Origin of the sequence: Hymenobacter chitinivorans DSM 11115, assembly GCF_002797555.1 — a bacterium.
Lineage (GTDB): Bacteria > Bacteroidota > Bacteroidia > Cytophagales > Hymenobacteraceae > Hymenobacter > Hymenobacter chitinivorans.
Genome location: NZ_PGFA01000001.1, coordinates 1,553,347 through 1,565,424 on the forward strand (window position 1 = coordinate 1,553,347; position 12,078 = coordinate 1,565,424).

The following is a 12,078-nucleotide window of genomic DNA, read 5'->3' on the forward strand; positions in this document are numbered from 1 at the left end:
TCGCGGGCAATGGGAATTCTGAGTACTGCTGCACGCGAGATGTCTCCCGCTGGTCGACATGACGAATGGTATAGTGCATAAAAAAGCCTCCGGACGTGGTGTTCGGAGGCTTTTTGCGTCTGATAAACAAACCTATTTGCCCACCACGTCGGCGGGGGCGGCCAGGCCCAGCACCGCGCTGGTGTGGTTGCGGATTTGCTCCAGCAACTCGGGGTTGTCGTTGAGCTTCTGGCCGAAGGAGGGAATCATTTCCTTGAACTTGGCCTGCCACTCCGGTGAGTTGCCCTGTTCTTTAAAGCACTTCTGAATCAGGCTGACCATGATGCTGACGGCCGTGGAAGCCCCCGGCGAAGCGCCCAGCAGCGCGGCAATGGAGCCGTCGGCGGCGCTGACGACTTCGGTGCCGAATTCGAGCACGCCGCCTTCCTTGGCATCTTTTTTAATGACCTGCACGCGCTGACCGGCAATTTCGAGCTGCCAGTCCTCGGCCCGGGCATTGGGCAGGTATTCCTTCAGGGCCATCAGCCGGTCCTGGGGCGACTGCCGCACCTGGTTGATGAGGTAGCGGGTCAGGGGAATGTTCTTGAGGCCGGCAATAATCATGGGGCGCAGGTTGCCGGCCCGGATGGAAGCGGGCAAGTCCAGGAAGGAGCCTTTTTTGAGGAACTTGGTGCTAAAGCCCGCGTAGGGCCCAAACAGCAGCTCCCGCTTGCCGTTGATCATGCGCGAGTCGAGGTGGGGCACCGACATGGGCGGGGAGCCCACGGCGGCCTTACCGTACACTTTGGCCTCGTGCCGCTCAATCACGTCGGGGTTGACGCACTTGAGCCACTGCCCGCTCACGGGGAAGCCGCCAAAGCCGTGGCCCTCCGGAATGTCGGACTTTTCGAGCAAGGTTAGGGAGCCGCCACCAGCCCCAATAAAGACGAATTTGGCGCGCACTTTCCGGGTTTGGCCGCTGAGGCGGTCGGAGGCCTTCACGCTCCAGCTGCCGTCGTCGCGGCGCTTGAGCTTGGTTACCTCGTGGTTGAAGTGGAACGTGACACCGGGCTTTTCCTGCAGCAGGTAAAACATGCCCCGGGTCAGGGAGCCGAAGTTGACGTCGGTGCCCAGCTCCATGTTGGTGGCCGCCACGGGCTGGCTCGGGTCGCGCCCTTCCATCACCAAGGGAATCCACTGCTCGATCTGCTGGCGGTCCTGGCTGAATTCCATGCCCTTGAACAAGGGCGACTGGGTCAGGGCCGCGTGGCGCTTGCGCAGGTACTCCACGTTGTCGTTGCCCCACACGAAGCTCATGTGCGGAATGTGGTTGATGAAGCGCTGCAGCTCCTTGACGGCGTATTTCTCGGCCAGAAACGACCAGAACTGCTTGGAGACTTCAAACGACTCGGCAATGCCGATGGCCTTGCTGATGTCGATGGAGCCGTCGGGCCGCTCGGGGGTGTAGTTGAGCTCACAAAAGGCCGAGTGGCCGGTGCCGGCGTTGTTCCAGGCGTCGGAGCTTTCGGCGGCGGCCACATCCAGGCGCTCGAGCACCGTGATGGTCAGGTCGGGTTGCAACTCCTTGAGCATCATGCCCAGCGTGGCACTCATAATGCCGGCGCCGATGAGCACGACATCGACCGCGCTTTCCGGAGAGTTATCGGTAGTATTCATAGAGGGACGTAGCGAAGAAGTCGGCAAAGGTATTGCCTACGTCGAAAAGCAGAAAAAGGCTTTTTTGTTGGGCCCAATTGGTAAAAAAAGTGCGTTTGGTGCCTGCCAGGGCCAATAGGGTCGAGCTTCCTACCGGCTGGCCGGCCCGGCGGCGGACCGGGCCGCGTCGCGGTTTTTAGTCAGGCGGTAAGCCAGCAGGCCATTGACAAACCAGCACTTGGCCACGTAGCGGTTCGGGTCGAGGGCGTACACCCGACCCTGGTTGTCGCGCCACACCTTGCTGACGGTCAGCTCATCGCCGTAGTTGTCCCCGAAAAAGCGCGCGTCTACCGACACGGTGAAGCGGCCCCGGCGCAGACCGGTTTCCAGGTAGGGCATCGTCACGCTCGGGTTCTTGGTTTCGAGCAGCCCGAGCAAGCGGCCCGCGCCCGGCACGCTGACGCCGGCCACTTGCCGGGGCTGCCCGTCGCCGTAGCGTAGGCTCGATTCGGTGATGGTAAACCAATCGAGGGTGAGGCCGCCGCCCAGAAACAGCTGCTGCCGGGCGCCTACCGGCACGAAGTAGCGGACGCCCAGCCGGGCCGCCACGTTGTGGCCTTTCCAGCGGTATTCGGCGGCTGGCACGTTGCCGCGGCTTGCCGTCGTGCCCCGTTGGCCCAACTGGCTAAACAGCACGCTCGAATGCAGGGCTAAGCGGCGGTTGGGCATGAGCACGTCGGCGTATACGCCCAGCACGGGCTGGGGCCGGTGGCCCAGGTCGGTGCCGTTCAGCACCGGGGCCTCCTCGTAGGGTTCTCCCGGCGACTCAGCCTGCAGGCGGATGCTTTGAAACTGCACCCCAGTCAGGGGGCCGGCATTGATCTGGAGCTTGTGGGCGGGCTGGTTGGTGACCAGAAAGCTCGGGCCCGCCTGCCCGGCCGCCGAGCAGCTTTGATTGTAGGTTTGCACCACGGCGGCCAGGTCGCGGGCCGTGAAGCTGGCTTTGGCTACTTGCTGCACGGCGGCCGGGCAGTCGCCGAAAAACTGCTGCAGCTGAATGCGAAAGGTGTTGGCGTCGACGATAACCAAACGGCCGCTCCGGTCGGGGCCCAGGTGTTTGCGCTCAGTCAGCTCGATGTAGGGTTGGTTTTCGCGCCGCACGAAGTAGTGCGTGGCCCCGGGCAGCACGTAGCGCAGCAGCGGCGCGGCACCTTCAACCAGCACCTCGGCAAAAACCGTTTCCTGCTTTTGGTCGGTGGAAAGGTAGCGCTGCAGCAGCGGGGTGCGGGTTTCGGCCCCGCGGCTCAGGGGCAGCAACTCGGTGCGAAAATACCGGCCGCTACGCAGCTGGAAGGCCCGGGCTTCGGTGGGAGAGTAGCTGCTAACCGGGGCGCTGGCCGCGGCCCGAAACCGGATACTGGTGGGGTTGGCTTCCCAGTAGCTGTTTTCAACTTCGCCCCGGAGCGTGTCGCCGGCGGTGGTAACTACGAAGCCCGGCTCGAAAGCCTGGGCCCGGGCACTAAGAACGAAGCCCGAACAGGCCGTAATAATAAGTAGAGGTAAACGCATTCTGCGGGAAGGCCAAAGATGGTAGAAGCCGCAAATACAGCATTAAGTCAGGGAATAAAAAATGCCTGGGCGCCAACAAATGGCCGGGGTGGCGGGTACTATGCTTTCTAAGCTTTACCCCACGCATACACACTTTTCTTTCCGCATGAATTTAGCCAACAACACCGTATTGATTACCGGCGGGGCCTCCGGAATTGGCCTGGCCCTGGCCGAGCGTTTCGTAAAGGCCGGCAGCCAGGTTATTGTCGTCGGCCGCCGCGAAGACAAGCTCCGCGAGGCCCAGGCCCAGCTGCCCGGCCTGCACACGCGGGTGTGCGACGTGGCCTCGGCCGCCGACCGGCAGGCGCTGCTGTACTGGGTGCAAACCGAGTTTGCCCAGGTCAACGTGCTGGTCAACAACGCCGGTATTCAGAATCGGCTGCAGCTGGCCCAGGACACGGAGGACTGGGAAGCGCGCCGCCAGGAACTCATCATCAACCTGGAGGCCCCGATTCACCTGACCCTGCTCTTTATTCCGCACTTGCAGCAGCAGCCCAACCCGGCCATTATCAACGTCACGTCGGGGTTGTCGTTTGCGCCGGCCGCTTTTGCCCCCATCTATAGCGCCACCAAGGCCGCGCTGCACTCCTTCACCCTGTCGTTGCGCCACCAGCTGGCCGCCACGCCCATCCAGGTGCTCGAAATCGTGCCACCGGCCGTGAATACCGACCTGGGCGGGGCCGGCCTGCACACCTTTGGCGTCCCCGTCGACGCCTTTGCCGACTCCGTCATGGAGCGCCTGGCCGCCGGGGAAGAGGAAGTAGGCTACGGCACCTCGGAGGAAATCCGCCAAGCCGTGCGCCAGGTCACCGACGCCCGGTTTCAGCTGATCAACAACCGGTAGGTTTTCGGCCCGACAGCGGCTTTTCCTAGCGCCTGTCGGGCCGAAAACCTAACCCGGTCGAACCAGCTTACTTCACGTTGACCAGCACGCCCAGGAAGGCCAGGCGGCCAATCTGCGGGCCGCCAATAATCTGGATGTTATTGGTGTTGAAGAGGTTGGAAACCCCGGCCTGGAAGGTGGTCGAGAGCTTGGGCAACGTGTAGCCCAGGTAGGCGTCGGTGGAGCTGTAGGAGCGGACGGTGCCCGAGGCGAAGGGCATTTCCTGGCGGTGCCCTTCGGCCCAGCGGTAGTTTAGGGCGTAGGTCAGGTTAGGGGCCGCGGTACCGGTAGCGCCCACGTTGAACTTGTGCTTGGGCGTGTTAAAAAAGGTCTGAAAATCGGTGGGCAGGTGGCGGCGGTCCAGCACGTTGAGCGAGTAGTTACCGTTAAGGCTCAAGGCCTTGTGCAGCTGATAGGCCAGGCCCAGGGTAGCGCCCTGGGTACGCACCTGCTGGTCGTGGTTGTACCAGCTGAAGATGAAGCGCGTGGGCTTGCTGCGGTCCGCAAGCGTGGGCAAACCCTCATCGAGCTGCTGCTGGCTGGGGCGGGAGCCGTCCACGTTGCCGACAAAAGTTTTGGCCCCTACGAAGTCGTGGTAGAGGCTGCGGAAATAGCTCACGTCGGCGTAGAGCTTGGGCAGCAGCATGCCCTTGTAGCCAATTTCCAGGGTTTGGGCGTGTTCCAGCTTGAGCTTGGGGAGCGTGATTTCGAAGGCCGACAGCGGAATGCCGGGCGTGCCGTAGGGGTGGCCGGCGGCGTCGGTGAAGCCATAGCCCTGGAAGCCCCGCCCGATGTTGCCGAGCACGATAAACGTGGTAACGTCGGACTGCCCGTACTGCTCCAGCTGGGAGGGGCTGCGGTAGGCCGCCGCGTAGGAGCCGCGGAAGTTGTGGCGCTTATCGGGCCCGAAAGAGTACACGGCCGAGGCCCGGGGCGACAACGCCGGGGAGAAGTTCTGAAAGTAGTCCACGCGGGCGGCCAGGGCCAGCTTCAGGTGGTCGTGCAGCCCGGTTTGGGTAAGCTGGGAGTAAGCCCCAAACTCGTAGTTGCGCAGGCGCTGCCCGTCGGTGTCGCGGAAGAGCTTGCCGCCCGAGCCAAGGCGGTATTCGCGGTAGGCCCCGCCCACAATCAGGTCGGTACCGAAGTCGGACACCCGGAAGCTGCGCTGGGTGCTGATGTCGTTGAGAAAGGAGTTGAGCCGCTGCTGGGCGCCTTGGCCGGGCACGTCGTTGGCAATTAGCTGAGTGCGCAGCTCACCGAAGCGCGGGTCGGAGGCTTTGAGCTGGGTGGCGTTGGCGGCCTGCTGGGCCAAAGCCTGGGCCTGCTCCCGAGTGGCGCCGGGCTGCTGAATAGCCTGCTTATACGCCGTGTTGTAGGTCGAGAAGTAGAGCTGGGCGTAGCTCAGCGTCCCGTACGGCGTATTGACCGGGGCCGGGGAATTCAGCAGCAAAGCGCTGAGTTGGGTCAGTTCGTAGCTGCTGCCGGTGAAGTCCTCCGTGGAGTAGGCCCGGATAAAGCCCCGGTTGCTCTTCAGTTCGGCCCGGTACTGCTTGGTGCCCAGGTCTTTCACGCGGAAGCGGCTGATGTTCTGATACGTTGAGGTGCCGGTGGCGTACTTGGCCTCCAGGGTCAGCTGTAGGTTGTCTTTCAGCAAATACGCCACGGCGCCCTGTACCCGGTACGAGCGGGTTTTCTGGTCGGGGCCGATGAGCTCCTGCTCCGTGAAGCCGGGCATGTACACCGTTTTGCCGTACAAGTCGGGGTGGGTGCCGCCGGGCATTTGCTGGCGCGCACTGGGCGAGTACTGAAAACTGATTTCGCCGTAGCTGCTCACCGCGTCGTAGCCCAGCGGGGAACCGGCGGGGTTCACCGAGAAACTGGCGGCTTCGCGGTTGGTGGCAATCCAGTCGGTGGCCTGAAAGCCGCTGGCGTTGAACTTTACGGCCAGCTTTTTACCTAGCTTTTTGGCGTAGCGCAGCTGCCCGTCAACCATACTGCGTTGGCCGCCGCGCAGACGGACGCTCAAGCCCTCGTAAACAAAAGGGTCTTTGGAGTTGAAGAGCACCACCCCGCTCAGGGCATTGGCTCCGTACAGGGCCGAAGCCGGACCGTGGATGAGTTCGATGCTCTCCATATCCAGCTCGGGAATGCCCACCAGGTTGCCCGGGCTCAGGTTCAGGCTGGGCAGGGCCGTGTCCATGTAGTCCACCAGCTGAATCACCCGCTCACTCTTGGCCGTGTTGAAGCCCCGGGTGCTAACGCTGGTAAAGAGCATCGAGGCCGAGTTGACATCCACGCCCGGCAGCTGCCCCAAACCGGCCAACACTTCCGGCGTGCTGATTTTTTCTATCTGGGCGCTGGTAACTTTATCGATGGTGACGGAGGTGCGCAGGATGTTTTCCTCCACCCGCGAGGCCGACACCACCGTGGCATTCACCGCCGCCGGGCTCGGCTCCAAGTCAATGACGAGCTCGTGGTCGGCTTCGGATAAGGTAATTTCCCGGGACTCGTAGCCCAAAAAGGAAACCACCAGCGTCACGGGGCCTTTATCGAAGGGCAGCTTGAGGTGAAACTGCCCCAGCTGATTGGTACTGGTACCCACGAAGGAGCCCTTAATAAAAATGGTGGCCCCGGGCAGCGGCTCGCCTTCCTCCCCGCGCACCCTACCCCCCACGGCGTCGTCGGGAGTAGGGTGGGTAATAGGATGATTTGGAGAAGTACTGGCAATGCAAGACTCAGCGGGAAGCGCAGCCGAAGCCGGAGCCGCGCCGGTAAGCAGCGCGGTGGCAAATAGAACGTAAAAGTGTTGCATGCACGGGGTGTGGTAGAGCGGGAGCGAGGAATTTCAAATCTACTGCAGATTTGGACAATCCCCAATCTAGATACCGCACCCGAGTTTCACGGTATTATTCGATGAACTACCCAGCCCAGACAATGAACCGAGCTTTCTTCCCACCGACGACCGAGAAGAAAGATGATGAGTCATTGAAAATAGTATAAAATGAATATATGGTTAACGGTTCTACATTATGCCCCAAACGGAAAATACTGCAGTGCCTCCCAGGGTCCGTTGCGGTACGCCCACAGCTGCAGCCCGGTGCCAGTAGCCGCAAACGGCTCAAATGTCTCAGTCAACTGCTGGTACAGGGCGCGGGCTACCTCGGGCCGTACTTTGTTTTGAATGGTCACGTGGGGGCGGCGCTTCTGCTGGTCTTGGGGCGTAAGCCAGGGCCACCAGGCCTGCTGCAGGTCGCGGTGCAAGGCTTCCACGGCTTCATTCCCGACGCGGTAGGCCACGCCCTGCCCCAGAAACTGCAGGCCGCTTACCTGCAGCGGCAGCGGGGCCAGGCCGCGGGCATACTCGCTCAGCAGGCCGGTAATGGCGGCCTGCTCGGGGCCCGGCAGGTGGTGAAACAGCGTGAGGTGGGCGTCGAGGTAGTTGCGCTCGGGCGGGAAGTGCCGGCGGCGCAGGGCGTTGAAAAAACTGGCCGCGGCCTCGTCCAGGGCCAGGGTCAGAATCAGCGGGGCGGCGTCCATGCGCGTTAGGCCGGGCCGAGCAGCTCCGTGCTCTGGATGATGTGGCCACCCAGCTGCTCGAGGTCGGCTTTGGCGCGCTCAAATCCTTCGGCGGAAATCGGGCGGGTGGCGTCCTCAATCAGGAAAGTCTCGAAGCCCTCCTGCAAGGCGTCCTTGGTCGTGAAGTACACGCAGTAGTCGGCCGCCAGCCCGGCCACGTACACCTGCCGGATGCCTTTGCCGCGCAGGTAGTCGGCCAGGCCGGTGGCTTTGCGGTGGCCATTGTCGAAAAAGCCGCTGTAGCTGTCAATTTCCGGGTCGGTGCCCTTGCGGAAGATGGCCTCCACGCGGTTAGCTTCCACGGCGGCCGCCAGTTCGGCCCCGGGCGTGCCCTGTACGCAGTGCACCGGCCAGAGCACCTGGGGCAGGCCGTGCAGGTCAATCTGCTCGAAGGGCTGGCGGCCCGCGTGGTTGGCGGCAAAGCTTTTGTGGGTGGCCGGGTGCCAGTCCTGGGTGGCCACCACCAGGTCGAAGTGGGGCTGCAGGGCATTGGCCAGCGGAATTACCGCGTCGCCCTCGGGCACGGCCAACGAGCCGCCGGGCAGAAAATCGGGTTGAATATCAATCAGCAGCAGTGCTTTCATACGGGGTAAGTCGGGGGCTGACTACCGGCTCAGGGCTTAGCAGTGGTGGTCGGGCTGAGTACTTCCGCCACTAAACGCCAGCGGCCGGCTTCCTGTTGCCACACGTGCACGTAGCCGCCCTGGTCGGCGGGGTTTTGGGTGCCAAGGTACGTACCGTAGCTGTAACCCAGATCCTGGGCCCGGGCCAGCCGGCCGCCCTGGGCCGTGAAGCGCCGGCCCGACTCGGCGGCCACCTGAGCCGCCACGGCGACGGGCGTGGTCAGGGGCGGCATTGTTTCGCGCAGCACCCGGGCCTGGGGGCTCAGCCAGGCCGCGTAGCCCGCCCCGGTCCCCCGGGCTGCAATGGCCGCGCTCAGCTGCTGGTCGAGGCCCAGGAGCTGGGCGCGGGACGTTTTGGGCAGGCGGGCTTTGGGCAGGCTGCGGGTGGCTACGTCGGTGGGAGGCTCGGGGGCGGCCGGGGCCGGGTGCGACACGCCCACGTCGAGCAGAAACTTCCAGCCGCCCTCGGCCTGCCGGCCCCAAAGCGTGAAAAACTGCCCGTAGGCCACTCGTTTGCCGTCTGCCTGCTCTATCAGCCAAGGGCCGGTGGTGTAGCCCAAATCGGCGGAGCTGGACAGGCTGGCGAAGGCCGGGCCCCAGATGAGCTTGGGCGCGTCGGGCTGCTCGGGCCGCTTCTGCCAGGCGGGCCGGGCCAGCTCGGGCCGGCCGTTGGCAAACATGATGGCCGAATCGGCCATGTTGGCCAGAAACGCCTGTTTGGTCGAAGTTTGCCCGGCCGCCCGGGCAAAGCCCCGCTCGGCGCTAACCAGCTCGGCCGGTCCTTGCTGGGCGTGGAGGGGCAGAGAAGCAAGCAGGAAAGCGGCGGCGTAAAACCAGTTTTTCATGGGCGGAATCGATAGGGTAGGAGAAGAAATTCGAGTGGCTGCTTACCAAGGATGGCGGCTTTGTACCCAACCGCTGCCTTGCCCCGGCGGAATTTCATATCTGGAAGTTGAAAAACAAGTTATGTGCCTGATTATCCATTATTAAAAATCAGTATAAACAAGGGTGAAATGGACTTAAAAAGCCTGCGCGGCTGTTTTTATAACACCACCAGCTACCTGATCTGATGCTCGAAACCGGCACCGTAGTCCAGCTTTCCGATACCCTGCTCACCGACCAGTCCGCTCCCGTACTGGGAGCGCTGCAGCCCCGCACGCACTCGGCTAAGCTGTGGCTGCCCAAGCGCGTGCTCTTCACCCCGGACGCCTTGCAGGAGCCCTTTGGCCAGCAGATGTACGAGCGGGCCCAGGCCCACGGCCTCGACATTGAGCTGCTTAAGAGCAACCGCCTCACCGGCCTGCGCGGGGCCGACGTGCGCGAAACCTACCGCAACGCCAAGAACACCCTGGCCGTGGTGTGCGCCCCGCCCGGCGCCCTGAAGCTGCAGCCAACTCCGCCCTCGGCCGACTGGCAGATGAACCTGGCCGAAGGCTGCCCCGCCCACTGCCAGTACTGCTACCTGGCCGGCAGCCTGCAGGGCCCGCCGGTGGTACGGGCCTACGCCAACCTGCCCAAGCTGCTCGAAGCCACGGCCAGCTACGAGCAAGCCGGGCGGCGCACCAGCTTCGAGGTGAGCTGCTACACCGACGTGCTCGGCATTGAGCACCTCACCGGCAGCCTGGCCGAGTGCATCCGCTACTACGGCCGCCGCGAAGGCGCCCAGCTGCGGTTTGTGAGCAAGTACGACCAGGTTGATTCCCTGCTCGGCTTGCCCCACAATGGCCACACCCGGGCCCGGTTCAGCCTCAATGCCGAGCCCATTGCCCGCCGCCTCGAAGGCGGCACGGCCTCGGTGGAAGCCCGGCTGCGGGCCCTACGCCAATTGGCTTTGCCCCGGGCGCAGGGTGGGGGCGGCTACCCCGTGGGCGTGGTATTGGCCCCGATTATGCCCATTCCGGGCTGGCGGGAGCACTACACTACCCTGCTCGACCGGCTGGCGGCCACCCTCGACTTCGACTGCGACCTGACCGTGGAGATGATCAGCCACCGCTTTACGCCCGGCTCCAAGGACGTGCTGCTACAGTGGTACCCCAATACCAGTCTCGACTTGGAAGAAGCCGGTCGGGCCGTGAAGCGCAACAAGTTCGGGGGCACCAAGTACGTCTACCAGCCCGAGGACATGCGCACGCTCAAGCAGTTCTTCTTCACCGAGTGGCAGCGCCGCTTTCCCGGGGCCCCGATTCAGTACTGGACGTAACCGGCTGACTGCTAGTCTGGGCAAGCCAAGAGAAGTGAAAAGGATCCGTCAGCTGCTGGCGGATCCTTTTTTTATATGAGTAGCTTGGGGCCGCGGCCCGTTTTCACCCCGGGCGCCTTTCGTTCGTGCCCTACACTCTGCTCATTCGCAACTGCGGCCAGCTGCTCACGCTCAGCGGCGGCCCCACGCACCGCCCGCTCACCGGTCCCGACCTGGCTTCCTGGCTGATTCTGGAGAATGCCTTTGTGGCCTGCGAAAACGAGCGTATCGTGGCCCTGGGGCTGATGGCTGAGCTGGATGAAAGCCAGATTACTCCCGCCACGCAAATCGTGGATGCCCAGGGTAAAGTGGTGATGCCGGGGCTGGTGGAGTGCCACACCCACCTGGTATTTGCCGGCAACCGCGCCCACGAGTTTCAGCGCAAGCTCCAGGGCGAGTCCTACCTCGATATTCTGGCCTCGGGCGGCGGGATTCTGAGCACCGTGCGCGCCACCCGGGCCGCTTCCGAAGCCGAGCTGCTCGATAACGCCCTGCGTCACCTGCGCGACTTCCGGCGCTACGGCGTGACGACGGTGGAGGCCAAGAGCGGCTACGGGCTCGACCGGGAAACCGAGCTGCGCCTGGTGCGCGTGGCCCGGCAGGCGGGCCGGCAGCAGCCGGTGCGGGTGGTGCCTACGTTTCTGGGCGCCCACGTAGTGCCGCCCGAATACAAGGGCCGCCCGGCCGACTACCTCGATTTCCTGGCTGCCGAAGTGCTGCCTGCGCTGCGGGGTGAGGCCGAGTTCGTGGATATTTTCTGCGAGCAGGGCGCCTTCAGCGTCGAAGATTCGCGGCGCTACCTGCAGCAGGCCCGGGAGCTGGGGTTTGGGCTGAAAATTCACGCCGAACAGCTCCACGACCTGGGCGGCTCGGCTATGGCCGCCGAGCTGGGGGCCGTCAGCGTGGACCACTGTGACTACCTCAATGCCGAAGATGCCGCCACCATTGCGGCCGGGGGCCAAACGGTAGTGGTCCTGCTGCCCCTGGTGCCGCTGTTTCTGCGCCAGGAAACCTACGCCCCTGGCCGACAGCTCATCGAGCAGGGCCTGCCAGTGGCCATCAGCACCGATTTTAACCCCGGCTCCTGCCCGAGCAAAAACCTGTGGCTGGCCCTGTCGGTGGCCTGCCTGAAAATGGGACTAACCCCGCTCGAAGCCATTGCCGGCGTGACCCTCAACGCCGCCTGGGCCCTGAACCGGGCAACCGAAATTGGCAGCATTGCCGTCGGCAAGCGGGCCGATATCCTGGTGCTCGACGTGCCCGATTACCAGCAGATACCCTACTGGCTGGGTGAAAACCCGGTTCGGGAAGTCATCATTGGCGGCGTGACCAGTGCGCTGGAAGCGCCGTGAGCGGGCGGCGCTACTCCGGCTCGTCATCAAAGAGCATGCGGACCGAAGGGGTGTAGTCGTCTTCGTACTGGCCCGAGCGCACGGCCCAGAGGAAGCCGCCCAGGAACAGCAGGGCCACCAGCAGGCTGATGCCGATAAGCAGGAAGATAATGGTCATGGCGA

10 protein-coding genes are annotated in these 12,078 nt (G+C 63.6%); 3 read left to right on the forward strand and 7 right to left on the reverse strand.

Translation table 11 applies throughout. From position 1 onward, the window contains the following. Positions 1-132: 132 nt before the first annotated feature. The gene (locus tag CLV45_RS06485) at positions 133-1,656 is read right to left on the reverse strand and encodes a malate:quinone oxidoreductase (RefSeq protein ID WP_100335558.1); all 1,524 of its coding nucleotides are present in this window, start codon (positions 1,654-1,656) and stop codon (positions 133-135) included. Between the two features lie 129 nt (positions 1,657-1,785). Then, a complete protein-coding gene (locus CLV45_RS06490) occupies positions 1,786-3,204 on the reverse strand; it encodes a hypothetical protein (protein ID WP_100335559.1) in 1,419 nt (472 codons plus the stop codon). A 145-nt stretch (positions 3,205-3,349) separates the two neighbouring features. Between CLV45_RS06490 and CLV45_RS06495 the strand changes: the two genes are divergently transcribed. Next, the gene (locus CLV45_RS06495; RefSeq protein WP_100335560.1) at positions 3,350-4,087 is read left to right on the forward strand and encodes an SDR family oxidoreductase; all 738 of its coding nucleotides are present in this window, start codon (positions 3,350-3,352) and stop codon (positions 4,085-4,087) included. A gap of 67 nt (positions 4,088-4,154) precedes the next feature. Here the strand turns inward: CLV45_RS06495 and CLV45_RS06500 are convergent, their stop codons facing one another. The 4 genes from CLV45_RS06500 to CLV45_RS06515 all read right to left on the reverse strand — a co-directional run bounded on the left by CLV45_RS06500 (position 4,155) and on the right by CLV45_RS06515 (position 9,170). Beyond that, positions 4,155-6,938: a TonB-dependent receptor gene (locus tag CLV45_RS06500; RefSeq protein WP_100335561.1), complete on the reverse strand. Its 2,784-nt coding sequence runs from the start codon at positions 6,936-6,938 to the stop codon at positions 4,155-4,157. A 215-nt stretch (positions 6,939-7,153) separates the two neighbouring features. Next, entirely contained in the window at positions 7,154-7,663 is a 510-nt protein-coding gene (locus CLV45_RS06505) for a 2'-5' RNA ligase family protein (RefSeq protein WP_100335562.1), read from the reverse strand. A gap of 5 nt (positions 7,664-7,668) precedes the next feature. Continuing rightward, positions 7,669-8,286, reverse strand: coding sequence for a bifunctional nicotinamidase/pyrazinamidase (gene pncA, locus CLV45_RS06510; RefSeq protein WP_100335563.1), 618 nt, complete (start codon positions 8,284-8,286; stop codon positions 7,669-7,671). Between the two features lie 29 nt (positions 8,287-8,315). Next, positions 8,316-9,170: a hypothetical protein gene (locus CLV45_RS06515; protein WP_100335564.1), complete on the reverse strand. Its 855-nt coding sequence runs from the start codon at positions 9,168-9,170 to the stop codon at positions 8,316-8,318. A 332-nt stretch (positions 9,171-9,502) separates the two neighbouring features. Here CLV45_RS06515 and CLV45_RS06520 point away from each other — a divergent pair, with 332 nt between their 5' ends. Together CLV45_RS06520 and hutI are read left to right on the forward strand one after the other, a co-directional pair. After that, positions 9,503-10,525: a spore photoproduct lyase family protein gene (locus CLV45_RS06520; protein ID WP_211289937.1), complete on the forward strand. Its 1,023-nt coding sequence runs from the start codon at positions 9,503-9,505 to the stop codon at positions 10,523-10,525. 125 nt (positions 10,526-10,650) lie between these two features. Beyond that, positions 10,651-11,916: an imidazolonepropionase gene (hutI, locus tag CLV45_RS06525; protein WP_100335565.1), complete on the forward strand. Its 1,266-nt coding sequence runs from the start codon at positions 10,651-10,653 to the stop codon at positions 11,914-11,916. Between the two features lie 10 nt (positions 11,917-11,926). Here the strand turns inward: hutI and ccoS are convergent, their stop codons facing one another. Further along, positions 11,927-12,073 (reverse strand): cbb3-type cytochrome oxidase assembly protein CcoS, encoded by a 147-nt coding sequence (gene ccoS / locus CLV45_RS06530; protein WP_100335566.1) that lies wholly within the window; start codon positions 12,071-12,073, stop codon positions 11,927-11,929. Positions 12,074-12,078: the final 5 nt, after the last annotated feature.